This window comes from Novosphingobium sp. TK71, from assembly GCF_055361505.1.
This window is the reverse complement of the sequence record NZ_CM143962.1, coordinates 1,793,144-1,815,327: the sequence shown is the minus strand read 5'-3', so window position 1 is coordinate 1,815,327 and position 22,184 is coordinate 1,793,144. Positions and strand designations below refer to the sequence as shown.

The 22,184-nt window shown below is 64.3% G+C and carries 19 protein-coding genes, 1 tRNA gene and 1 pseudogene; 9 read left to right on the top strand and 12 right to left on the bottom strand.

Annotated features, from left to right (window positions below; translation table 11 throughout):
* Positions 1-180 precede the first annotated feature (180 nt).
* Positions 181-429 (bottom strand): annotated as a pseudogene (locus ACXJ16_RS08320) (PA0069 family radical SAM protein); the annotation flags it as partial.
* 99 nt (positions 430-528) lie between these two features.
* Between ACXJ16_RS08320 and ACXJ16_RS08315 the strand changes: the two are divergent.
* Positions 529-1,122 (top strand): TetR/AcrR family transcriptional regulator, encoded by a 594-nt coding sequence (locus tag ACXJ16_RS08315; protein WP_132469066.1) that lies wholly within the window; start codon positions 529-531, stop codon positions 1,120-1,122.
* Positions 1,123-1,276: 154 nt separating this feature from the next.
* Entirely contained in the window at positions 1,277-2,122 is an 846-nt protein-coding gene (locus ACXJ16_RS08310; RefSeq protein WP_054439836.1) for a TauD/TfdA dioxygenase family protein, read from the top strand.
* Positions 2,123-2,303: 181 nt separating this feature from the next.
* Here ACXJ16_RS08310 and ACXJ16_RS08305 read toward each other — a convergent pair whose 3' ends face one another.
* The 3 genes from ACXJ16_RS08305 to cpdR form a co-directional block, all read right to left on the bottom strand.
* On the bottom strand, positions 2,304-3,527 hold the full coding sequence (locus ACXJ16_RS08305; RefSeq protein WP_132469067.1) for an NADP-dependent isocitrate dehydrogenase: 1,224 nt from the start codon (positions 3,525-3,527) through the stop codon (positions 2,304-2,306).
* A 249-nt stretch (positions 3,528-3,776) separates the two neighbouring features.
* Positions 3,777-3,851 (bottom strand) — tRNA-Val (locus tag ACXJ16_RS08300).
* 136 nt (positions 3,852-3,987) lie between these two features.
* Positions 3,988-4,362, bottom strand: a complete 375-nt coding sequence (gene cpdR, locus ACXJ16_RS08295; protein WP_324698661.1) for a cell cycle two-component system response regulator CpdR — start codon at positions 4,360-4,362, stop codon at positions 3,988-3,990.
* A 152-nt stretch (positions 4,363-4,514) separates the two neighbouring features.
* Between cpdR and ACXJ16_RS08290 the strand changes: the two genes are divergently transcribed.
* Positions 4,515-5,468 carry an N-formylglutamate amidohydrolase gene (locus tag ACXJ16_RS08290; protein WP_463920381.1) on the top strand — a complete coding sequence of 318 codons (954 nt, stop codon included), beginning with the start codon at positions 4,515-4,517 and terminating at the stop codon, positions 5,466-5,468.
* A 332-nt stretch (positions 5,469-5,800) separates the two neighbouring features.
* On the opposite strand, the gene ACXJ16_RS08285 is transcribed toward ACXJ16_RS08290, so the two are convergent.
* Entirely contained in the window at positions 5,801-6,571 is a 771-nt protein-coding gene (locus tag ACXJ16_RS08285) for a SapC family protein (RefSeq protein WP_054439830.1), read from the bottom strand.
* 174 nt (positions 6,572-6,745) lie between these two features.
* Positions 6,746-8,167 (bottom strand): FAD-binding oxidoreductase, encoded by a 1,422-nt coding sequence (locus ACXJ16_RS08280; RefSeq protein ID WP_443478149.1) that lies wholly within the window; start codon positions 8,165-8,167, stop codon positions 6,746-6,748.
* A 145-nt stretch (positions 8,168-8,312) separates the two neighbouring features.
* On the opposite strand from ACXJ16_RS08280, the gene ACXJ16_RS08275 reads away from it, so the two are divergent.
* The 3 genes from ACXJ16_RS08275 (at position 8,313) to ACXJ16_RS08265 (ending at position 12,172) form a co-directional block, all read left to right on the top strand.
* Positions 8,313-8,924 (top strand): hypothetical protein, encoded by a 612-nt coding sequence (locus ACXJ16_RS08275; RefSeq protein WP_054439825.1) that lies wholly within the window; start codon positions 8,313-8,315, stop codon positions 8,922-8,924.
* Between the two features lie 270 nt (positions 8,925-9,194).
* Entirely contained in the window at positions 9,195-10,622 is a 1,428-nt protein-coding gene (locus ACXJ16_RS08270; protein ID WP_463920378.1) for a DEAD/DEAH box helicase, read from the top strand.
* A 116-nt stretch (positions 10,623-10,738) separates the two neighbouring features.
* Entirely contained in the window at positions 10,739-12,172 is a 1,434-nt protein-coding gene (locus tag ACXJ16_RS08265; RefSeq protein ID WP_463920376.1) for a carboxylesterase/lipase family protein, read from the top strand.
* Positions 12,173-12,209: 37 nt separating this feature from the next.
* On the opposite strand, the gene ACXJ16_RS08260 is transcribed toward ACXJ16_RS08265, so the two are convergent.
* Positions 12,210-14,495 (bottom strand): ATP-dependent helicase, encoded by a 2,286-nt coding sequence (locus tag ACXJ16_RS08260; protein ID WP_463921774.1) that lies wholly within the window; start codon positions 14,493-14,495, stop codon positions 12,210-12,212.
* 135 nt (positions 14,496-14,630) lie between these two features.
* Between ACXJ16_RS08260 and ACXJ16_RS08255 the strand changes: the two genes are divergently transcribed.
* Positions 14,631-15,269, top strand: a complete 639-nt coding sequence (locus ACXJ16_RS08255) for a hypothetical protein (RefSeq protein WP_324698666.1) — start codon at positions 14,631-14,633, stop codon at positions 15,267-15,269.
* A gap of 63 nt (positions 15,270-15,332) precedes the next feature.
* On the opposite strand, the gene rsmD is transcribed toward ACXJ16_RS08255, so the two are convergent.
* Both rsmD and ACXJ16_RS08245 read right to left on the bottom strand, forming a co-directional pair.
* On the bottom strand, positions 15,333-15,908 hold the full coding sequence (gene rsmD, locus ACXJ16_RS08250; RefSeq protein ID WP_185998827.1) for a 16S rRNA (guanine(966)-N(2))-methyltransferase RsmD: 576 nt from the start codon (positions 15,906-15,908) through the stop codon (positions 15,333-15,335).
* A 20-nt stretch (positions 15,909-15,928) separates the two neighbouring features.
* A complete protein-coding gene (locus tag ACXJ16_RS08245; RefSeq protein WP_463920374.1) occupies positions 15,929-16,681 on the bottom strand; it encodes a pseudouridine synthase in 753 nt (250 codons plus the stop codon).
* Between the two features lie 252 nt (positions 16,682-16,933).
* On the opposite strand from ACXJ16_RS08245, the gene ACXJ16_RS08240 reads away from it, so the two are divergent.
* Both ACXJ16_RS08240 and ACXJ16_RS08235 read left to right on the top strand, forming a co-directional pair.
* Positions 16,934-17,263 carry a hypothetical protein gene (locus tag ACXJ16_RS08240; RefSeq protein ID WP_420719868.1) on the top strand — a complete coding sequence of 110 codons (330 nt, stop codon included), beginning with the start codon at positions 16,934-16,936 and terminating at the stop codon, positions 17,261-17,263.
* 200 nt (positions 17,264-17,463) lie between these two features.
* Entirely contained in the window at positions 17,464-18,786 is a 1,323-nt protein-coding gene (locus ACXJ16_RS08235) for an AmpG family muropeptide MFS transporter (protein ID WP_324698671.1), read from the top strand.
* On the opposite strand, the gene ACXJ16_RS08230 is transcribed toward ACXJ16_RS08235, so the two are convergent.
* From ACXJ16_RS08230 to trpB, 3 genes are read right to left on the bottom strand one after another with little or no spacing between them, the layout of a single operon-like run.
* Positions 18,783-20,078 (bottom strand): bifunctional folylpolyglutamate synthase/dihydrofolate synthase, encoded by a 1,296-nt coding sequence (locus ACXJ16_RS08230; RefSeq protein ID WP_463920372.1) that lies wholly within the window; start codon positions 20,076-20,078, stop codon positions 18,783-18,785. The genes ACXJ16_RS08235 and ACXJ16_RS08230 overlap by 4 nt on opposite strands.
* A gap of 16 nt (positions 20,079-20,094) precedes the next feature.
* Positions 20,095-20,889, bottom strand: coding sequence for a tryptophan synthase subunit alpha (gene trpA, locus ACXJ16_RS08225; protein ID WP_463920370.1), 795 nt, complete (start codon positions 20,887-20,889; stop codon positions 20,095-20,097).
* Between the two features lie 3 nt (positions 20,890-20,892).
* The gene (gene trpB, locus ACXJ16_RS08220; protein ID WP_054439811.1) at positions 20,893-22,134 is read right to left on the bottom strand and encodes a tryptophan synthase subunit beta; all 1,242 of its coding nucleotides are present in this window, start codon (positions 22,132-22,134) and stop codon (positions 20,893-20,895) included.
* Positions 22,135-22,184: the final 50 nt, after the last annotated feature.

Below are 22,184 nucleotides of genomic sequence, written 5' to 3'. Positions count from 1 at the left end.
GCCTGCGTCAAGTACGCATCGTATTCGTCATCAGGTCGATCATCAAGATCGTCTATTCCAATTGGATCCCACTGAGACCAGCCAATCTCACGTAATCGTGACAAGTTGAATGTGGGCACACAATCCATTCGCAATGGGTAAATAACGAAATCTCGAAAATCCACCTCTTTCTAGGTCTACACAACTGTTAGTGGATTGGTCGCAGCCGCGATAGGCGTTGATCGAGCGATCGAACGGGATGTCCGGAGATTTGTTGAAAGACAGGATCGAGCGGGGATGCTCTTCTGTTACGGTCGTGGCCGGATGGCGGGCAGGGCCGTCGACATCGTCCCTGCTGTCGAGCCAGTCGCCATCGGCCTCCCGCTGTGGGAGGTTGAAGCGGGTGCTGGCCTGTCCGCTGACGGCGCCTCTTCCCTTGTGGACCTTCATGCCGCCTTTTTGAACAAACAGGGAACAAATGGCAAGTCCCGGCGGTCCGGTTGATCTTCCCGGCCGCAGGCCCTAGGCCAGCGCGGCAAAGGAGATCTGATGGCAGGCGCACCGCGCAGGATCGGAGCCGAGACGTCCGCGACGCGGGCACGTATCGTCGAGGCGACCGTCCAACTCATTCGGGACGAAGGCTATGCCGCTGCAAGCACGCGGCGCGTGGCGGCGCGGGCAGGGCTCAAGCCTTCGCTCGTCCATTACTATTTTCCCACGACCGACGATCTCCTGCTCGAAGTCTCGCGCCAGGGCGCTGCCGAAAGCGATCGCATGATTGAGGAGGCGCTGACTTCCGACGATCCGGTGCGGGCGCTCTGGTGTTTCTTCGTCGATACCAGCAGGACCGCGATGTCCCTCGAATTCATGGCGCTTTCCAACCATCGGCCGGCGGTTCGCCAGATGATGGCGGAGCACAGCATGGCCATGCGCAAGCGCCAGGTCGAGATTCTCGAACATATTCTGGGCGATCGCCTCAAGGTGCTTGAAGGTTTCGACGCCGCCGGCCTCACCGTGGTTCTGGCCGGGATCGGCCGGGCCATCGTGATGGAATCGGCGCTGGGCGTGACGGACGGCCATGAGGCCGCCATGGCCATCGTGGAAACCTGGCTGTCCCGGCTGGAGCCGATCGGGGCCGACTGATCGCCGCGCCGCTGCACGCCTGTTTGAACGGGCGTTCAGTACGTGATAACACAATACCGATCGCAACTATCGCCATGGGCGGATTGATGCAGGCCTCGTTCTTCGCGCATCGCAGGAACGACGTTCTCGTCAGTGAATTGGGAGAGTTCGGAAAATGTCGGTCGCAACCCAGACCAAACTCAACGCGGAAGATATCAAGCCGAAAATCGGCGGTCGTGTGCTCAACACGAAGGAAGAGCTCCTGTCCGGCGAAATCGCCAGGGAAATCCGGGAGCTGCTGGAAGCGCGCGGCGTGCTGGTGTTCCCGCAGGTCAACTTCACCGATGAAGAGCAGATCGCCTTCACGAAGACGCTGGGCACTTTTGCGCCGGAGCGGAAGGGCGGCGAGGAAGTGATCTCGAAGATCACGCTCGACGCCAAGGAAAACCCCATGGCGGCGGAGTACCTCAAGGGCTCTCTCTACTGGCACATCGATGGCACCCGCAATGACGTGCCGATCCTGGCCTCGCTGCTTTCCTGCCGCGTGCCGAGCCCGCGCGGCACCGGCAACACCGGCTTCGCCAATACTTATGCGGCGTTCGAGGGCCTGCCTGCCGAAAAGCAGGAAGAGTACGAGCAGTACCGCGTCGTTCATGGTCCCTGGGCAAGCCTGTTCTATTACGAGCCGGAACCGAGCCTGGCCAAGCTCCAGGGCTATGCCCAGATCGGCGAACAGGAACTGCCGCTGGTCTGGAAGCACCAGTCGGGCCGCAAGAGCCTCGTGATCGGCTGCACTTCCGCGCAGGTCGTTGGCAAGTCGGCTCTGGAAAGCGCGATGATCATTCACGGCCTGCGCGAATGGGCGACCGGCCCGGAATTCACGTATAGCCACGAATGGGAAGTCGGCGATCTCGTGATGTGGGATAACACCGGCACCATGCACCGGGCAGAAGCCTATGATCCGACTTGCGGGCGCATGATGCACCGTACCAAGCTCGAAGGTGAAGAGCCCTTCGAATAAGCTTTCGCCGAAGCCGATTTCAAATTCCATAAGCCCGCCGGATGTGTCCGGCGGGCTTTCTTCTGCCGGGATCGCCTGCGCCGGATCGTACGGCGGTCGGAGCGCTTGCAGGCAAAGAAAAACCCTCCGCCCTTGAAGGCGGAGGGTTTTTCTTCGAATTCAGATCCGAAAGGCCGGGCGCTTAGGCCCAGTTGGCCATTTCGGCTTCGAGGTTCTGGACGATGGCCTCGAAGAACTGTTCGGTGGTCATCCAGTTCTGGTCCGGACCGATCAGCAGCGCGAGATCCTTGGTCATCTTGCCGCTTTCGACGGTCTCGATGCAGATACGCTCAAGCGTTTCGGCGAACTTCACCACTTCCGGCGTTTCGTCGAACTTGCCGCGATAGGCGATGCCGCGGGTCCAGGCGAAGATCGAGGCGATCGGGTTGGTCGAGGTCGCCTTGCCCTGCTGGTGCTGGCGGTAGTGACGGGTCACGGTGCCGTGGGCGGCTTCCGCTTCCACGGTCTTGCCGTCGGGCGAGAGGAGAACCGAGGTCATCAGGCCCAGCGAGCCGAAGCCCTGCGCAACGGTGTCCGACTGCACGTCGCCGTCGTAGTTCTTGCAGGCCCAGACGAACTTGCCCGACCACTTGAGCGCCGAGGCGACCATGTCGTCGATCAGGCGGTGTTCGTAGACGATGCCGGCATCCTTGAACTTCTCGGCGAAGCCTTCGGTGTCGAACACTTCCTGGAACAGATCCTTGAAGCGGCCGTCATAGGCCTTGAGGATGGTGTTCTTGGTCGAGAGGTACACCGGCCACTTGAGGTTCAGGCCGTAGTTGAACGAAGCGCGTGCGAAGTCGCGGATCGATTCGTCGAGGTTGTACATCGCCATGGCGACGCCCGGAGCCGGGAAGTCGAACACGTCGAGGTCGATCTTCTCGCCGCTCTCGCCGTCCCACACCAGGCGCAGCTTGCCCGGGCCGGGGATCAGGGTGTCGGTGGCCTTGTACTGGTCGCCGAAGGCGTGACGGCCGACGACGATCGGATCGGTCCAGCCCGGAACCAGGCGGGGAACGTTCGAGATCACGATCGGCTCGCGGAAGACGACGCCGCCCAGGATGTTGCGGATCGTGCCGTTGGGCGACTTCCACATCTTCTTGAGGTCGAATTCGGTGACGCGCGCTTCGTCGGGCGTGATGGTCGCGCACTTGACGGCAACGCCGTGTTCCTTGGTGGCGTTGGCGGCGTCGACGGTGATCTGGTCGTTCGTCTCGTCGCGCTTCTGGACCGAGAGGTCGTAGTACTTGAGATCGATGTCGAGGTAGGGGAGGATCAGTCGTTCACGGATCCATTCCCAGATGATCCGCGTCATTTCATCGCCGTCCATCTCGACGATGGGATTCTTGACCTTGATTTTCGCCATTCCTGAATACTCCCCAGAGGTGAGAAATTGGGCGTCTCTTAGGCAGGCGGGGGAGCGCTGGCAAGGCAGGTTGCGGGGCGGCCGGCCGCTTTGCGCGGTGGCGGAGTTGCAACGCGTGCACGGTCGATGTCGAAGGGGAGTGAAGGCTGCGCAATCGATGGCGACTTGCGCTTCTGTCGGCGTGCTTCTTTACGAAGCCGGCTCAACGATGTTCGGGAGGGCCGGCTCAGCTGTGGCCGGCGGTCCGAATGGTGGGCGTAGCAAGGATTGAACTTGCGACCCCTACGATGTCAACATAGTGCTCTACCACTGAGCTATACGCCCACACCATTCGGTCGGTCCGGAGCGGCGTGGTGTGCCGCTCGGTGGATTGGCCCTCTAACGGTGGTGTCAGAGGTTGGCAACCCGTTTTTTCCAAAAATCTCGAACTACCTGTGGACGGTTCTGTGGATAGCCGGAATCAGAGGCGAGCGTGCTCGGAAAGCCCGAAGACGCGCTGAACTTCCATAACGATATCACGCAGATGGAACGGCTTGGAGAGCACTTTGGCGTGCGGTGCCTCGCGGCTGGCGCGCAAGGTGACGGCCGCGAAGCCGGTGATGAACATGACCTTGGTCATCGGCGAAACTTCGGCGCAGCGCTGGGCAAGCTCGATGCCGTCCATCTCCGGCATGACGATGTCGGAGAGCAGCAGATCGAAATGTTCGCTTTCCAGGTGGGGGAGAGCTTCGGTACCGCGATCGACGGCCAGTACGTCGTAGCCGGCGTTTTCCAGCGCACGTGCAAGGTAAGTGCGCATGGCCTGGTCGTCTTCGGCAAGCAGGATGCGGATCATCGGGTTTCTATCCAGATTTGTTCTGACGCATGGGTGCGACGGTCTATGCTTCGAGCCATAGCGCCTATTCCGTTAAAATTCTCGCCCGGTTTCCCCACTGACCGGGAACGGGACGCTTTGACTTGAGTGGTCGAAAAGGCCAGTTTCCGAACATGGCAAAACCTTCGGGCGAGAATGATTCGCAACAACGGGTCGGGGGCTGGATACCGGGCTTGCCGGAGATTCCGGCCTATGTGATCGATGGATCGGAGCCTTCCGCGATCCCCGTGCTGATCGCGGTTCCTCATGCGGGCCGGGCCTATCCGGCGTCGCTCCTGCGTGAGATGCGTCAGCCTGAAATTGCCGCAGTCCGGCTTGAAGATCGCTATGTCGATCGAATCGCGAGAAGCGTGGCACGGTCAACGGGGGCGGGGCTGCTCGTCGCTCAGGCTCCGCGCGCCATGATCGATCTCAACCGGGCGCCAGACGATGTGGATTGGGAAATGGTCCCGCGCGGTTCGCGGCCGGAAGGTGCGAGCCTCTTGCCGAGTCGCCGCGCGCGCAGCGGGCTGGGGCTCGTCCCGCGCCGCCTTCCCGGTCTGGGGGAGATCTGGCGCGGGAGGCTTGAGCGCGCTGCGCTCGTCAATCGGCTGGAGGGGGTTCACCGGCCTTACCATTCCGCCTTGTCGCAGGCGCTGACGGCTCTGCGCGACCGCTGGGGCGCGGCCTTGCTGCTCGATTTCCATTCGATGCCGCCGCTGCCCGTGCGGCTGGGAAGCGAGCCTGCCCGTTTCGTTATCGGAGACCGCTTCGGTGCCGCCTGTCACGGCAGTCTGGTCGCTTCGGCATTCTCGTGGTTTTCAGTGCAGGGGCAGGAGGCAGCTCATAACCGGCCCTATGCGGGCGGATATGTCCTCGACCGTCATGGCGCGCCGTCCGAGGGGGTCCATGCGATGCAGATCGAGATCGACCGGAGCAGCTATCTCGATTCGCGGCTGCTGGAGCCGGGTGACGGGATGGATGTGGTGACCGAACTGCTGGAAGGACTGGTGCGCCGCCTGGCGGCCTCGGTCTGCGATCTGGTGCAAGATTCGGGCGGCAAGGGCTGGGCGCAGGCTGCGGAATAGCGCAGGTTTTGTGGCAGGTCGCCCGCAGCTAAGTTCGATTGTCGGATAAAGTCCGGCGCTTTGCTCAGGACATTAAAAAACCACCTCGCGCAATGCGCGAGGTGGCCAAGGTTCAGGGAGGAGGTGCACGATGTGCACCAACCCGACCGGGCCATGAGGGTAGCGCCGATCAGGTAGCCCTAACATAGCAAGCCTGATCGCACATTCAACCCCTAGAATGGGGCATGCAACATACCTTTTGCAAGTGCGCGTTGGGATGGTGCTGCATAATGGGGCGGGGGTGTGACAAAATTGTCATAAACCCCGCCCCGAAAGTTCACGAAATCAGAGTGTCAGGCGGCGGGGAGGATCTGCGGACCCTTGCCCTGGGAAACCTGACGACCGAAAATGTCCCGCACCAGATCGAGCGAGAAGAGGTGTGCGTAAATCAGCGGCAGCATGCCGTTCTGGTTCCACTGGCGCAGCACGTCGCCGCGCATTTCACGCAGCTTGTTTTCGTCGACCATCTGGAAGCCGCGATAGGTGAAGGGCTGGCCGGTGCCGATGTCGATGTTCAGCTCGCCGTCCATCAGCAGGTTGTGCTTCGTCAGCTCCGCCATGAAATTGGCGGTCTTGGTGCCGGCGATCTCGAAGTTCTCGCAGAACTTGAGCATGTTCTTGGTCGCTTCGGTCGGCTCGGCCTCGTTGAAGAGGGCTTCACCGTCCTCGCCTTCACCGACGAGATCGCTGGTGGGGTCGACGCAGAGCGAGAGTTCTTCGGCATCCGGGCGCAGACGGGCCAGCATGAACGGATAGCGGCGTGCGTAAGCGGGGATGTAGACCGGCGTATTCACGGTGCCGTCTTCGTCGACGTAGACGTTCACGCCTTCGTTCATGCCCATCAGGATCAGCGGCACCGGATTTTCGCCAGCGGTGAAGATGATCGGGAAGTGGCGCTGCGCCTGCGGGAATTCCTCGACGGTCAGCGGGATCGAGTTCACGCCGACCAGCCAGGTGGCCTTGTCGGTGGAACGCGTCTTCCAGGTGGCGTGCTGCTGCGAGTTGAGCGGCACGAGGTCCTTGTAGAACAGGGGCAGGGCAGGATTCTGCGGCGCGGTGGCCATTGCGTTACTCTCCGCAAGACTGGGAAATTTCGAAGGCGACGCTTTAGGGGCTGCATGGGGCGGGCGCAAGCGCGCAGCCCGCCGAAACGGGGATATTGGGCGAGTCGTGGGTCCTCGCCCGATTGATCCCGGTAAGTGCCACTGCCGAAGCGCAGGCGCGCTTGTCGTTCGGGGTCAGATCAGCTTGCCGGGATTGAGGATTCCGGCGGGATCAAGGGCATGCTTCACCGCGCGCAGCATGGACAGCGCGGCAGGGTCTCCGAGGCGGGCCAGTTCGTCGCGCTTGAGCTGGCCGATGCCGTGCTCGGCCGAGATTGAGCCGCCCCATTCGGTGACGAGATCATGGATGTAGCGGCTGATCGTCTTGCCCTGGTCGGCTTGCCAGGCGGGGCCGTCGGTCACATCCGGCGCGATCACATGGTAATGGACGTTGCCATCGCCAAGGTGGCCGAAAGCGATGGCTTCCGTGCCGGGCCACCTGGCCTCGATCATCGGGGCGGTGGTTTCCACGAAGTCCGGCATTTTCTCGACGGGAACGGAGATATCGTGCTGCACCGCCGGACCGCGAGCGCGCTCGGCCGGGGAAATCGATTCGCGCAGCAGCCACATGGCCTCGGCCTGGGACTCGTTGCTGGACATGGCTGCGTCTTCCAGAAGCTCGGCTTCGAATGCGTCCGCCATCATCGATTCGCAGCGATCGCGCAGCGTCGCGGCAGCGTTGCGATCCGCCACGACCTCGATCAGGACATGCCATGCGTGGCGATCCGAAAGCGGTGCGCGGCTGTCGGGCAGATAATCGAGCACGGCGTCGAGGCAGGCTTGCGGCAGAACCTCGAAGCCTTCCAGTGCCTCTCCCGCAGAGCGCTCGCAGTGGAGCAGGAGCTTGCGCGCCGCACCGAGCGAGGGGACGCCGGCCCAGATCACGACGCGTTCGGCAATGGCGGGCAGCAGGCGCAGCGTTGCCGCGGTCACGATGCCCATCGTTCCTTCGGAGCCGATCAGCAATTGCTTGAGATCGAACCCGCGATTGTCCTTCTTGAGCGGCGTGAGCATCGAGAAGACCTGGCCGTCGGCCAGTACGGCTTCGAGCCCCAGCACAAGCGCGCGCATCGATCCGTGCCGCAGAACCTGCGTGCCGCCGGCGTTCGTGGAAATCAGTCCGCCCACCGTGGCCGAGCCCTTGCCGCCGAGCGAGAGGGGGAAGCGCAGGTCCCGCGCTTCGGCCGCTTCATGAAGGGTCTGGAGCACGACACCGGCTTCGCACGTGGCCTGCCGCGCTTCGACGTCCAGCGTGCGAATCGCATTCATCCGGCGCAGCGAAAGAAGCAGGGCAGTTCCGCTGCCGTCAGGCGTTGCCCCTCCGGACATGCCGCTGTTGCCGCCTTGCGGAACGATCGGAACGCCGAACCTGGCGCAGATATTCACAAGCTCGGCCAGTTCCGGGACGTTTGCGGGAGAGGCCATTGCCACGGCGCTCCCGGTATATCGTCCGCGCCAGTCGGTGAGCCAGGGGGCAAGCAGGTCCGCGTCAGTGGTCAGGCCGCGAGGGCCAAGCAGGGCGGTGGCTTCGGCAAGAAAGCTGTCGGTATTCGTCATGAAGGCGATATGGCACAGGCTTCACCGGGTTTCATCCGTGGTCTTGCCTCGCTATCGACATGGAACGTGCATCGTATCGGGTTAAGCGCTGGTTCAAGCTCTTGCTCTAAGGCGACAGCACTGTGCCCGGGGACCAACTCTTTCGATGAATCTCGCCTCCGTCCTGCTCTATCCGTTTGCGCTGCTGCTACCCGTGGTGGGCGCGACGGAGGCTGGCCGCACGGCCCGAAGCGAGCGGGCGGAGACCGGGACCGTCTCCGTGGAACCGGAAGCCGGCAGTTATGCGTGGCCGGATGAGCTGCCCGATTCGCCGGGCGGCTGGCCGTTTTCCGCATCGGCGTTCGATCATGTCGAGCCGGGCGATGCCTGGCAGGTGCGAATCGAGCAGCGCATGACGATTCGCGTCACCCCGCGCGCGCAGATGCCCAGCCCGCCAGACATGTTCGTGGGCATGCCCGGGCGGGATGACGACGGCCCGCGCTTTTCCGAACGCAAGATCGGCAAATGCCTGCCGATGTCCGGCATCGCCGGGGTGCAGCCCGACGGGCAGAGCCGGCTCCTGCTGTTCATGCGCGATCGGCGGGTGATCGGTGCCGAACTGGAAAGGGGTTGCCGGGCAGGGGCTTTCTATTCCGGATTCCTGCTGTCACGGACATCCGATGGCCAGCTCTGCGTCGATCGCGACGAATTGCTTTCCCGCAGCGGCACCACCTGCAAGTTGACGCGCATTCGCCAACTGGTTGCCGTGGGTCGTTGAGCGATTGGCCGCGGTTGGCGCGCGAATCCTGATTTGGAGCATTGTCGGCCTGGTCGAATCGCGGCCTTTGCGCGGATTTCCTTGACGTTGGGGGCATTTCCCGCATAGGGCCCGGCCAGATATACGATCGGCTTCGTGCTGACCGATTGATTCGGTCGTCGCCGTAGCGCCGCGAATATCCTTAGCGTCCTTGATTCTCGCTAACCTGCCTGATTCTCGCTAACTTGCCTGATTTTCGCTAACCTGTTTGCCTATGAGCCCTGTCTGTCTATGAACTTTGCCGATCTCGGCCTGTCTGACGAATTGCTGCAAGCGGTTGAAACCGCTGGCTATAGCGAACCGACTCCGATCCAGGCCCAAGCCATTCCGCCGGTCCTGATGATGAAGGACCTGATCGGCATCGCCCAGACAGGCACCGGCAAGACGGCCAGCTTCGTGCTCCCGATGATCGACGTTCTCGCGCATGGCCGTCGCCGTGCGCTGATGCCGCGCTCGCTGATCCTCGAACCGACCCGCGAACTCGCGGCCCAGGTTGCCGAGAACTTCGAGAAGTACGGCAAGAACCACGATCTGCGCATGGCGCTGCTGATCGGCGGCGTTCAGATGGGCGACCAGATCAAGGCGCTGCAGGAAGGTGTCGACGTTCTGATCGCGACGCCGGGCCGCCTGATGGACCTGTTCGAGCGCGGCAAGATCCTGCTGACCGGCTGCGAACTGCTCGTCATCGACGAAGCGGACCGCATGCTCGACATGGGCTTCATTCCCGACATCGAGAGCATCTGTTCCAAGCTGCCGACCAATCGGCAGACGCTGCTCTTCTCGGCAACGATGCCGCCGCCGATCAAGAAGCTGGCGGATCGCTTCCTGTCGAATCCGAAGTACATCGAGGTGGCCCGCCCGGCGACCGCGAACACGAATATCGTCCAGCACAAGGTGGCGGTGCCGGCCCGCAAGAAGCGCGAGGCCCTGCGCCAGCTCCTGCGCACCGACAACGTCTCGACCGCGATCATCTTCGCCAACCGCAAGACGACCGTGCGTGAACTGGCCAAGAGCCTGAAGGGCCATGGCTTTGCGGCCGGCGAGATCCACGGGGACATGGAACAGCCGGCGCGCCTTGCCGAACTCCAGCGTTTCAAGGATGGCTCGATCAACATCCTCGTCGCGTCCGACGTGGCTGCGCGCGGGCTTGACGTGAAGGGCGTGAGCCACGTCTTCAACTTCGACACGCCCTGGCATCCGGACGATTACGTCCACCGTATCGGCCGTACCGGCCGTGGCGGCGCAACCGGTCGTGCTTTCACTTTCGTGGCGCCCGAAGATGCCGAAGCGATCGAGAACGTCGAGAAGCTGACCGGCGGCAAGATCCCGGTCTATCATCTCGGCGGCGAGGAAACGGCTGCGGAAGCACCCGAAGCTCCTGCTCGTGCGGAAAAGCCCCGCCGTGAGAAGCGTGAGCGTGCAGAGCCGCGCACGGAGGCGAAAGCCCCGCGCGAAGAACGTGCCGCGCCGCGTGAAGAACGCGCAGCTCCTCGCGAGGAACGCGCTGAGCGTGCCCCGCGCCGTGAAAGCCGGGGTGACGAACAGCGCCGCGAACGCCGCGCCGATGGCAATCGCTCGCGTCGCCGCGATGCAGAGCCCGCCGATGACGGCTGGAACGGTCCGATCCCCGAATTCCTGAGCGTTTCCGCTCTCACCTGATCCTACTTCAAGCCAGGCACCATCGCCGCGCCTCAGGGTGCGGCAATGGTGCTTGCCTGTCCTTGCCGCCCTGTGCAGACTGCCTCCTATCGAGAGGCAGGCGAGGCGGATTATCCATGAAATTCAGGTATTCTCTGGCGTTCGGCGCTGCGCTCGTCTCCTCGTGCGCGGCGCTGGCCGAACCGCAGGCGGTGGTCCAGGTGGACAGCGGCAGGCTTGCCGGCAGCGTCGAGGACGAGGTGGTGAGCTGGAAGGGAATTCCCTTCGCGGCGCCGCCGGTCGGCGCGCTGCGCTGGCGTGCACCGCAGCCTGTTGCGGCATGGAAGGATGTCCGTTCGGCGGAAAGCTACGGGCATGATTGCATGCAGAAGCCCTTCGCCGGAGATGCGGCGCCGCTGGGCACGCCCCCCGCCGAGGACTGTCTCTACGCCAATGTCTGGCGCCCGGCGCAGGCCAAGGCGAAACTCCCCGTGATCGTCTGGATCTACGGTGGCGGCTTCGTGAACGGCGGCGCATCGCCGCCGACTTATTCAGGTGCAGAACTCGCGAAGCAGGGCGTGCTGTTCTTCAGCTTCAATTACCGGGTCGGCCGTTTCGGCACTTTCGCCCATCCTGCGCTGACCCGCGCGGCGCAGGACAAGGGGCTTGTCGGCAACTATGGCTTCATGGACCAGATCGCCGCGCTTGCCTGGGTGCAGCGGAACATCGCGGCGTTCGGCGGCGACCCCGAGAATGTGACGATCATAGGCGAAAGCGCGGGCGGCATGTCCGTCAACAACCTGGTGACCTCGCCCATGGCCGAAGGGCTGTTCGACAAGGCAGTCGTCATGTCCGGCGGGAATGGCACGAGCCTTGCCAATCCCGATCTCGCCGCCACGGAAGCGATCGGCGTGCGCTTTGCCGAAGCGAAGGGCATTTCCCGCGATGATCCGCAGGCCCTTGCAAAATTGCGCGGCCTTTCTGCCGATGCGGTGACGGATGGGCTCAACCTGATGGCTCTCTTCAGTCCGAGCGGCGCGCCGCGCACATTCGCCAGCCCGTTCAGCGATGGCAGGCTGGCGGTGGATCAGCGCCATGCCTACGAGGCGAAAACGTTCCATCGCGTGCCGATGATGATCGGTGCCACAAGTGACGATATCGGCGGGATTTCGGGCAGCATGGTTGCGGGGGCGCGGCAGATATCGGCCTTGGCGGCGGCCGGCGGCGCACCTGTCTACGAATACCGCTTTTCCTACGTTGCCACATCGATTGAAGGCGGCGGCAAAGGGGCCGGCCATGCCACGGACATACCGTTCTTCCTCGATACGCAGGACGTGAAATACGGCGGCAAGACCAGCGCGCGGGATCGGGAAATGGGCCGCACCATCAGCAGCTATCTCGTGAATTTCGCGAAGACCGGCAATCCTAACGGCGCAGGCCTGCCGGAATGGAAATCACGCGCCGGAGACGGCTCCGCGCTGATGGACTTCTCGCCCGGCGGAACCGCTCAATTCGGCGCTGACCCGTGGCTCCGGCAGATCGAGGCAGCCTCCGCCAAAAGCGGGATCTAGGCGTCGCCAAGCCAACGCGTTCAGCCGGCCGGGAGGCTCATTCGCTTCCGGCTGGCTTGACGAAGCTGTCGATCACCCGCTTGCGGCCGGCCTGCTCGAAGTCGATCTCCAGCTTGTTGCCTTCCTGCGCGGCGACAGTGCCGTATCCGAACTTCTCATGAAAGACGCGGGCGCCGATCTCGATATCGGAGCGCGGTTTGGCGGCGAAGCTGGCGGCGCTACGGGTGGTTTCGGCAATGCGGCGCGGTGCGGGATCGAACTCGCGGGCAGCGGCGCGCTGCCAACCGGGGCCGCGTGTCATCGTGCGCGCGGGCTGTGCCCGGGCGACGTCGGCAAAAGGATCGCCATGTTCCGACCATTGCGCGCGCCAGAGGGAAGCACCGCCTGACAATGTCGTTTCGCTCTCGACGTGATCGTCAGGCAGTTCGGCGATGAACCGGGAAGGGATCGAGCTTGTCCACTGGCCGTAGATCCGGCGGTTGGCGGCGTGGAGGATCGTGCACTTTCGCCGCGCGCGCGTGATGGCAACGTAGGCGAGGCGGCGTTCCTCCTCGAGACTGGCGAGCCCGCCTTCGTCCATCGCCCGCTGCGAGGGGAACACGCCTTCTTCCCAGCCCGGCAGGAACACGTTGTCGAATTCCAGGCCCTTGGCGCCGTGCATGGTCATGATCGTGACCTTTTCCTCGTCCGAGGCGGCATCGTTGTCCATGACGAGGCTGACGTGTTCGAGAAAGTCGCCCAGGCTCTCGTACTCTTCCATGGCCCGGGCGAGTTCGGTGAGGTTTTCGAGGCGTCCGGCCGATTCGGGCGTCTTTTCCGCCTGAAGGGCATCGGTATATCCGCTCTCGTCGAGCACGGTGCGCATGAGGTCGGCAGGGTTCTCGGTTCCGGCGAGTTCGCGCCAGCGGGCGAAGTCACGCATCAGCGAGAGGAAGGTATTGCGCGGGCGAGCGGGGAGTTCGTCGGTATCGACGATCTCGATCGCGGCCATGGCGAGCGGAATGTTCCGGCGGCGCGCCAGGACATGCAGCGCTTCCAGCGCCTTTGCGCCCAGCCCGCGCTTGGGGGCGTTGTAGATACGTTCGAACGCCAAATCGTCGGCGGGCTGGGCGATGACGCGAAGATAGGCGAGAGCGTCGCGAATCTCGGCGCGTTCGTAGAACCGGAAACCGCCGATGATGCGGTATTTGAGGCCGATCGAGATGAAGCGGTCTTCGAATTCGCGGGTCTGGTACTGGGCGCGCACGAGGATCGCGATCTGTTCCAGCGGAGCGCCTTCGCGTTCGAGGCGCTCGATCTCGTCACCGACCCGGCGCGCTTCTTCGGGGGCATCCCATACGCCGATCACCCGCACCTTGTCGCCCGAGTGCCGCTCGGTCCACAGCGTCTTGCCGAGCCGCTGGCTGTTCTCGTTGATGAGGCCGGAGGCGGCAGCGAGAATCTGCGGCGTGGAGCGGTAGTTCTGCTCAAGCCGGATGACCTTGGCTCCGGGGAAATCCTTTTCGAATCGCAGGATGTTAGCCACTTCGGCGCCGCGCCAGGAATAGATCGACTGGTCGTCGTCGCCCACCACGCAGATGTTGCGATGACCCTGTGCGATCAGGCGGAGCCAGAGGTACTGGACCTGGTTGGTGTCCTGATACTCGTCCACCATGACGTATTTGAAGCGCTGCTGGTACTGTTCCAACACCTCGCGGTTGGTGCGCAGGATGTTGAGCATGTGGAGCAGAAGGTCGCCGAAATCGCAGGCGTTCAGCGCTTTCAGGCGGTCCTGGTAAAGCTGATAGAACTTCTGGCCGCGCCCGTTCGCATAAGTCTCGTTCTCGGCAGCGTCGAGGTCGGCGGGATTGAGGCCCCGGTTCTTCCAGCGATCGATGCAACCGGCGAGCTGGCGCGCTGGCCAGCGCTTCTCGTCCAGCCCTTCGGACTGGATCAGCTGCTTGAGCAGCCGCAACTGATCGTCGGTATCGATGATCGTGTAGTTTGGCTGCAGCCCTACCAGTTCGGCGTGGCGACGCAGCATCTTCGCCGCAATCGCGTGGAACGTGCCGAGCCATGGCATCCCTTCCACGGCAGGGCCGATGAGATGGCCCACGCGTTCGCGCATCTCGCGCGCAGCCTTGTTCGTGAACGTGACGCAGAGGATTTCGCTGGGCCATGCGAGCCGGTTGCGGATCAGGTTGGCAAGCCTGCGAGTGAGCGCTGCGGTTTTCCCTGTTCCCGCGCCTGCCAGCATCAGCACTGGTCCGTCAGTGGTCAGGACGGCTTCGCGCTGGGGCGGATTCAGGCCTTCGAGCAGAGGGTCCGACGAGGCTTCGGGCATGGAGGATTGCAGATCGTTCACCCGTGAACATCTAGGGAACGGGGTGTCGCGGCGCAAGGCCGCTTCGTCGCACCGGGGGAACAATCCCAGGGACGGGGCGTCGGTTGTTCACGAACAAGAACATGGAGAGCGATCATGCGAAAATATCTCCTTGCCGGAGCCGCCGCGCTTTCGTTCCTGGGAATGTCGGGAGCGATCGGGGCGCAGGATACCAATGGCGAAATGCCCGCCGCGCCAGAAGCCCCTCCGCCGCCGGCAGCACCTTCGGATTCCGGGACGCCGCCGGCCAGGCCGATCTCTCCGGCATCAATGTCTGCCGAACAGAAGGCTATGTACGATTCGTGGCCGGCAGCCCAGCGTGCCGATTACGATTCCTGGTCGCCGGAGTATCAGGCCTATTACTGGAGCCTGACGGACCCGCAGCAGAAAGGCTACTGGGCGCTCACGCCGGACCAGCGCGGACAGATCTACAAGATGACGCCCGAGCAGCAGGCAATCGCCTGGAATTCCATATCGCAGCAGCTTGCCGGGCAGACCCCGACCACGCCGCCCACTCAGGCCAATCCTCCGGGTGAGGGGATGCCCACGACCGGCGTCCCCGACCCGCAGTTTGCGCAGCAGGCGGTGCGCCCCGCGATGCCCGCCGATCAGGGATATCAGGGCGGCCCGTACAAGGGCGCGCTGACGCCCCCTCCGGCGACCGCGATGGACAAGCCGTATCCGGTATGCAGCAAGAAGGTGACGGACAATTGCCGCAATCGCGGCGGCGTCTGAGGAAGGCAAGACTTCCGGCCTGAAGCGGCGCGCTTCAACGCGCACTGCTTCAGGCCGGCGAATTCAGGATTCGGTCTTGCGAAGGAAGTGCAGGCGCGCCTTGCCGACGTCGCGTGCCGATTCCACCTCGAAGCCCCGAATGGACACGGCCTCGGTGCGGGAGGTTTCAAGGCATATCCAGGTCTGCTCGCCAATCCAGCCCAGCCGCGCGAGCTTGTCGATCGCGACGACCCCGGCCCCGGTCTCGTAAGGCGGATCGAGCAGGACGAGGTCGAGGACGTCCTTCGCAGGCCCGAGCGCCATTACCGAACCTGCCCGGACATCGCTTTTGCCCTGTGCCTGCAGGTTGGCAATGTTGGAGCGGATCGCGCGGATGGCTGCCGGATCCTGGTCCACGAACAGGCAGTGCGCCGCGCCGCGTGAAAGCGCCTCGAACCCCAGCGCGCCCGATCCCGCGAAGAGATCGGCCACTTTCAAGCCCTCGAAAGTGCCCAGACGGCTGGCCAGCATCGAGAACAGCGTCTCGCGCGTGCGGTCTGCGGTGGGGCGGGTATTTTCCCCCTCCGGCGTGGCCAGCTTCCGGCCGCGCCATTCACCGGCAACGATGCGCAGGCCGGTCTTGATCGGACCGCCTTTCATCGGGGCCTTCGCTCCCACTTTCATGCGGCGTTGCCCGGCAGCGTGCGGCGGAAGTTATCGAGATCGCGCGGAGCCACCTCGAACGCCATTCCCTTGGGCAGGTCCAGTAGACGGAACGGCCCGTAGGAGGTGCGGATCAGGCGGCTGACCTGCAGACCGAGATGTTCGAGAACGCGGCGGACTTCGCGGTTCTTGCCTTCGGTAAGGGTCATCTCGATCCACTGGTTACGCCCCGTGCGGCGCTCCATGTTGGCGTCGATCTTGCCGTAGACCACGCCCTCGATCTCGATGCCTTCGATCAGATCCTCGAGTTGGTCCTGCGAAATGTCACCGAATGTGCGGGCACGATACGTGCGCGGCACGCCGGTGGCGGGCAGTTCAAGCTGGCGCTTGAATTCGCCGTCATTGGTCAACAGGAGCAGGCCCTCGGTGTTGAGGTCGAGGCGGCCGATCGGCATCACGCGGCCGCTGCCCTCGGGCAGGGCGTTGCGCAGCGCGGTGTAGATCGTGGGGCGGCCGATCGGATCGCGTTCGGCAGTAAGGAGGCCTGCGGGCTTGTGGAAGACGAAGAGGCGGGTTTCCTCCGCCTCCCGGACGGCATTGCCGTCAACCGTCACGCCGCGAAGATCGTGCAGCACGGTAGACGGCGTTTCGATCACGTCCTCGCCCAGCTTGACGCGGCCTTCGATGATCATCCGTTCCGCCTCGCGGCGGCTGGCGATTCCGGCGCGTGCGAGAAGCTTGGCGATGCGTTCGCCTTCGCGCACGGGCATTCCCGGCGTTTTGGGCGTAGGAGCGGCAGCCTGCGGGGCCGAGCGGGGCGGTTTCCTGCGAGGGCGATCGCCGTCGAACGGCCGGGAGTCCTGTCGCCGCGAATCCGACTGGCGCGAGCCGCGCGAAACATATGCGCCGCCGGAAGGTGTAAACTCGCCGGAACGCGAGCCGGGGCTCCGGCGCGGCGCGCCGTCCCGCGGGCCACTGGCCGAACGTGCGGGGCGTTCACCGCGCGCCGGAGCGTCGTCCCGGTGGGGCCGGTCGCCGCGTGCCGGGCGTTCGGAGCGGACGGGCCGGTCGTCGCGCGCGCGGCGCTCGTCGCGTACCGGGCGTTCGTTGCGGCCAAAGAGTTCGCCGCGATCGCCGCGTCCACCGCGTGCCGGGCGGTCGTCGCGGCCGGAGCGCTCTGCACGAGCCGGACGATCATCCCGCGACGGGCGCGTATCGCGCGACAGGCCGTCGCGGGGGCCGCGGCCACGTCCGGTGCTTTCCTCCCGTCGGCCTTCTTCGCGGCGGCCGTCGCTGCGGGGGGCGCCATCGCGTCCGGTTCTATCGGCGCCGCGCCGACCTCCGTTGCCTGAGCTGTTGCCAGAGCCGGTGCGGAAGGGGCCGCGAGAAGATCCGCCATCGCGGGAAGAGCCGCCACGCTTCGGGCCGCCGGATTTGAAAGGAGGTTTGGACATTCGCCCGCCCATACCTGTTGATCGCCGCTTCATCCAGCCTTCCCTTCGAGCATTGCGGCGTTAGGTTGGCGCGGGATCGCAATTTCAGGGAGTAAGGCGTGGACGCCCAAAGCATCGAACAGCGTCGCGGCGTCTGGGATTCAATCAAGCCCTATCTCGAAAAGGAATCGCTGGCGGCATTCCTGCTCGGCCTGTCATCGGGTTTTCCTTATGCGATGATCGGCGCGACGCTGACGACGCGCCTGGCGCAGGACGGGATCGACAAGAAGACCGTTACCGCTTTCACGCTTGCCTTCCTTGTCTATAATCTCAAGATTTTCTGGGCCTGGATCATCGATGGCGTACGCCTTCCGGTGATCGGCCGGCTTGGCCAGCGCGTCTCGTGGATGCTGGTTTGCGGCGTGTTTGTGATCGCCGCGGTGCTCAATCTGGCGCTGGTCGATCCGGCTGCCAGTATCCGGGCGACGGTCATCGCCGCCGTGCTGGTGGGCGCTGCCGGCGCCAGCTTCGACATCGTTATCGACGCCTACCGTATCGAGACGCTGAAGCCCTACCAGCTCGGCACCGGCTCGGGCATGAGCCAATATGGCTGGCGCATCGGCTCTGCCGGTGCGGGCGCGCTGGCGCTGATTCTGGCGGCGCGTTACGGCTGGAGTGCGGGCTATGCGGCCTGTGCGGTCTTCGCGCTGCCCGCAATGCTCACCGCGCTGTTCCTCGGCGAGCCGGAACGCCGCAAGGTGGTGGTGGAAAAGCGCGGTGTCGTGGAGGTCTGGAATTCGATTGCCGGGCCGTTTGGCGAGTTTTTCCGCCGCAACGGCGCGTTTCTCGTCCTGCTGTTCATCCTCGTCCACAAGATCGGCGACACGCTGGCCAATCTCACGTTCCGCCTGCTGTTCGACGATCTTGGCTTCAGCAATGACGAAATCGCCATCTACGACGTGGGGCTGGGCTTCTGGGCCTATCTGATCGGTGTGTTCATCGGCGGGGTGGCATTCGCAAAGATGGGCCTGAAGCGCTCTGTCATGGTTTCGCTGGTGCTGATGGGGATTTCCAATCTCAGCTTCGCGGCGCTGGCTGCCGCCGGGCACAGCAACTGGGGAATGGCCGGCGCAATCGGGTTCGAGAACATCGCTTCGGGTTATGGCGGGGTCGTCGTCATCGCCTATTTCTCGGCGCTCTGCGACTTGCGCTATACGGCCTCGCAATATGCCCTGATTTCGGCGAGTGCCAGTGTCGTCGGCCGTTTCCTGACCGGTACGACGGCAGGCGCTCTGATCGAGGCCTTGGGCTACGTGAACTTCTACCTCGTCACCACCGTCGCTTCGCTGCCCGGCATCGTCCTGTTCTGGTGGATGTGCCGGACCGGCCTTGTCGATCAGGCGATGGGGACCGCGGGTGAGGACAATCCTGGGGAGTTCTAGTCGGGAATCTCCTCGTTGGCGCGCAGGACCTCGCCCGAGAGGTAGAGCGAGCCGGCGATCAGCACGGGCAGTCCGTCGTCGGGCAGGGCTGCCAGTGCTTCCTCCACGGTGCGCGCTGCCAGGGCTTTGGAGCCAAAGCTTGCAGGGCCATGGCATTCGTGGCCAGGCACCGGAACCGCGCGGATGCTCGCGAGATTCGCGGCGAGCGGATCGGTGATGGCGCCAGGGTCCTTGTTCGCGAGCATTCCGATCACGAGATGCAGGCGCTGCCCTGTGAAGTGGCGGCCGATCGCGAGCCCGGCATCGGGATTGTGACCGCCGTCGAGCCACACTTCGCGTGCTCCTGCGAATTGGGTGAGCGGGCCGGCTGACAGGCGTTGCAGTCGCGCTGGCCAGCGTGCCGCCTCGATGCCCCGCGCCATCGCTTCGGGCGAGACGGAAACACGGTCCTGATGGCGCAGGATGGCGACGGCCAGTGCCGCATTCTCGGCCTGGTGGGAGCCCGGCAGGCTGGGCAGCGGCAGCACGAGTTCGCCGTGCCGGTCCGAATACTCGATCCTTTCGCCCACGCTGGCGTCCCAGTCCCGCCCGCGCATGTGCAGCGGCGCACCGGCGGTCATGGCGGCACGTTCGATTTCGAGTTCGGCTGATTCCGGATAGGCGAGGGTGCAAGCCGGAGCGCCGGGACGGACGATGCCGGCCTTTTCGAAGGCGATGCGGGCGAGCGGTTCCTGGGGAACTCCCGGCTCCGGCCGAAGCAGGAAGGCCTCATGGTCGATGCCCAGCGTGACGATGCCGACCGCGGCCGGATGTTCGATCACGTTGGTGGCATCGAAGCGCCCGCCAAGCCCGACTTCGATCACGCAGGCATTCGCAGGAACCCGCGCGAAGGCGAGGAAGATCGCTGCCGTCGTCACTTCGAAGAAACTGGGAGCAAGGTCTTCGCCGGTATCGAGCACTTCCGCCAGCAAGGTGGCCAGCATGCCGTCGTCGATAAGCTTGCCGGCCAGACGGATACGCTCGTTGTAGCGCACGAGGTGCGGCTTGGTGGCGGTGTGGACCGTCAGCCCCTGCGCTTCCAGCATGGCGCGCAGGTAAGTGCAGGTCGAACCCTTGCCGTTGGTTCCGGCCACATGGAAGGTCGGCGGCAGGTGCTTTTGCGGGTCGCCGAGACGCGCAAGGAGCGTGCGGATCGTTTCGAGGCCGAGGCGACCCTGCGGCACGGCGAGCGCGCCGAGCCGGTCGAGCTGGGCCTGAACCTCGGGCGAATCCGAAACCGCGAAGTCGCGCATCGGCGGAATTCCGTGCTTATCGGGCGGCGTGGACAGCCTCGGCCAGGGCCGAGGTCAGTTCGCGCAAATGTGCCGGGGCTTCGGTTCCGTGCTGCTTGACCAGATCGACCAGAGCCGAACCGACCACGACACCATCCGCGACTTTGGCGATCTGCGCTGCCTGTTCGGGGGTACGGACGCCGAAACCGACCGCAACCGGGATCGTGCTGGCCGCCTTGAGCTTTGCCACGGCGTCCTCGATCGAGCCCTGAGCGGCCTGCTGCATGCCGGTCACACCGGCGACAGAGACGTAGTAGAGGAAGCCCGAGGAGCCACTGAGAACGGCAGGAAGGCGCGCGGCGTCGGTCGTCGGCGTCGCGAGGCGGATCAGCGAGACGCTCCTGGCGCGCAAGGCCGGACCGAGCTCGGCATCTTCCTCGGGCGGGATGTCGACGCAGATCACGCCGTCGACACCGGCCTTGGCGCATTCGTCCGCGAACCAGTCCGCGCCGCGCGCGATCATCGGGTTGGCATAGCCCATCAGCACCAGCGGAACCTGCGGATGACGGGCGCGGAATTCGCTCGCCATGCGGAAGATGTCGGCGGTCTTGGTGCCGACGTCGAGGCTGCGGATGTTCGCTTCCTGGATCGCCGGGCCGTCGGCCATCGGATCGGTGAAGGGCATGCCGAGTTCGATCACGTCGGCGCCGCCTGCGACCAGCGCGTCGAGATTGGCGGCAGTGTCGCCATCACCGCCGGTGATGAAGCAGACGAGCGCCGCCCGGCTTTTCCCGTTAATTTCCTTGGCGAATGCGGTTTCGAAGCGGGTCATCGATTAAAGCTCCACGCCCAGCGCTTCGGCGACGGTGAAGATGTCCTTGTCGCCGCGGCCCGAGACGTTGACGACGAGCAGCTTGTCCTCGTCCATCTGAGCCGTCAGCTGCGGCAGCGCGGCCAGCGCGTGCGAGCTTTCGAGCGCCGGGATGATGCCTTCGAGTTCGCAGCAGAGCTGGAACGCTTCGAGCGCCTGCGTATCGGTGATCGGCACGTAGTTCACGCGGCCGCTTTCATGCAGCCACGAGTGCTCCGGCCCAAGCCCCGGATAGTCGAGCCCGGCCGAGATCGAGTGAGCCTCGGTGATCTGGCCGTCCTCGTCCTGCAGCAGGTATGTCTTGTTGCCGTGGAGGATGCCGGGCTTGCCGCCGGTGAGCGAGGCGGCGTGCTTGTCGGTGTCGATGCCGTGGCCCGCTGCCTCGATGCCGGTCATTGCGACTTCGGGATCGTCGAGGAAGGGGTGGAACAGGCCGATCGCGTTCGATCCGCCGCCCACGGCTGCCACCAGCATGTCGGGCAGGCGGCCTTCCTTCTCCAGCATCTGCTCGCGCGTTTCCTTGCCGATGATCGACTGGAAATCGCGCACCAGTTCAGGATAGGGGTGCGGGCCTGCGGCAGTGCCGATGATGTAGAAAGTGTCGTGGACGTTCGCGACCCAGTAGCGCAGCGCGTCGTTCATCGAGTCCTTGAGGGACTGCGATCCGCTTTCGCAGGAGATCACTTCCGCGCCCAGCAGCTTCATGCGGAACACGTTGGGCTTCTGGCGCTCGATGTCCTTGGCGCCCATGAAGATCTTGCAGGGCAGGCCGAAGCGCGCGGCGACGGTGGCCGTGGCTACGCCGTGCTGGCCGGCACCGGTTTCGGCGATGATCTTCTTCTTGCCCATGCGGATGGCGAGCAGGATCTGGCCGATGCAGTTGTTGATCTTGTGCGCGCCGGTGTGGTTCAGCTCTTCGCGCTTGAAATACACCTTCGGGCCTTTGCCTTCCGGGGCAAGGGCGCGGAAATACTCGGTGATGCGCGGCGCATAGTAGAGCGGGCTGGGACGGCCCACGAAATCCTTCATCAGCGCGTCGAATTCCGCCCAGAATGCCGGGTCCGCCTGTGCCTTGCGGTATTCCGTCTCGAGATCGAGGATCAGCGGCATCAGGGTCTCGGCGACGTAGCGACCACCGAACTGGCCGAAGTGGCCGGTATCGTCGGGCAGGCTGCGGAGACTGTTCACGGGCGTCTGTGCGGTCATGATCGGGCCGATTGGCAGAGCGGCGCGGCCAAGTCCAGCGCCTTCGCCTC

What these genes read in the sequence shown, in the direction of transcription:
- cpdR (WP_324698661.1), bottom strand. Translation starts at nt 4,362, where the DNA reads ATGATCCGCATCCTGCTTGCCGAAGACGACCAGGCCATGCGCACTTAC.
- ACXJ16_RS08265 (WP_463920376.1), top strand. Translation starts at nt 10,739, where the DNA reads ATGAAATTCAGGTATTCTCTGGCGTTCGGCGCTGCGCTCGTCTCCTCG.
- ACXJ16_RS08260 (WP_463921774.1), bottom strand. Translation starts at nt 14,495, where the DNA reads ATGCCCGAAGCCTCGTCGGACCCTCTGCTCGAAGGCCTGAATCCGCCC.
- ACXJ16_RS08285 (WP_054439830.1), bottom strand. Translation starts at nt 6,571, where the DNA reads ATGGCCACCGCGCCGCAGAATCCTGCCCTGCCCCTGTTCTACAAGGAC.
- ACXJ16_RS08305 (WP_132469067.1), bottom strand. Translation starts at nt 3,527, where the DNA reads ATGGCGAAAATCAAGGTCAAGAATCCCATCGTCGAGATGGACGGCGAT.
- ACXJ16_RS08315 (WP_132469066.1), top strand. Translation starts at nt 529, where the DNA reads ATGGCAGGCGCACCGCGCAGGATCGGAGCCGAGACGTCCGCGACGCGG.
- ACXJ16_RS08280 (WP_443478149.1), bottom strand. Translation starts at nt 8,167, where the DNA reads ATGACGAATACCGACAGCTTTCTTGCCGAAGCCACCGCCCTGCTTGGC.
- rsmD (WP_185998827.1), bottom strand. Translation starts at nt 15,908, where the DNA reads ATGAAAGGCGGTCCGATCAAGACCGGCCTGCGCATCGTTGCCGGTGAA.
- trpA (WP_463920370.1), bottom strand. Translation starts at nt 20,889, where the DNA reads ATGACCCGCTTCGAAACCGCATTCGCCAAGGAAATTAACGGGAAAAGC.
- ACXJ16_RS08275 (WP_054439825.1), top strand. Translation starts at nt 8,313, where the DNA reads ATGAATCTCGCCTCCGTCCTGCTCTATCCGTTTGCGCTGCTGCTACCC.
- trpB (WP_054439811.1), bottom strand. Translation starts at nt 22,134, where the DNA reads ATGACCGCACAGACGCCCGTGAACAGTCTCCGCAGCCTGCCCGACGAT.
- ACXJ16_RS08245 (WP_463920374.1), bottom strand. Translation starts at nt 16,681, where the DNA reads ATGCCCGTGCGCGAAGGCGAACGCATCGCCAAGCTTCTCGCACGCGCC.
- ACXJ16_RS08255 (WP_324698666.1), top strand. Translation starts at nt 14,631, where the DNA reads ATGCGAAAATATCTCCTTGCCGGAGCCGCCGCGCTTTCGTTCCTGGGA.
- ACXJ16_RS08310 (WP_054439836.1), top strand. Translation starts at nt 1,277, where the DNA reads ATGTCGGTCGCAACCCAGACCAAACTCAACGCGGAAGATATCAAGCCG.
- ACXJ16_RS08230 (WP_463920372.1), bottom strand. Translation starts at nt 20,078, where the DNA reads ATGCGCGACTTCGCGGTTTCGGATTCGCCCGAGGTTCAGGCCCAGCTC.
- ACXJ16_RS08270 (WP_463920378.1), top strand. Translation starts at nt 9,195, where the DNA reads ATGAACTTTGCCGATCTCGGCCTGTCTGACGAATTGCTGCAAGCGGTT.
- ACXJ16_RS08290 (WP_463920381.1), top strand. Translation starts at nt 4,515, where the DNA reads ATGGCAAAACCTTCGGGCGAGAATGATTCGCAACAACGGGTCGGGGGC.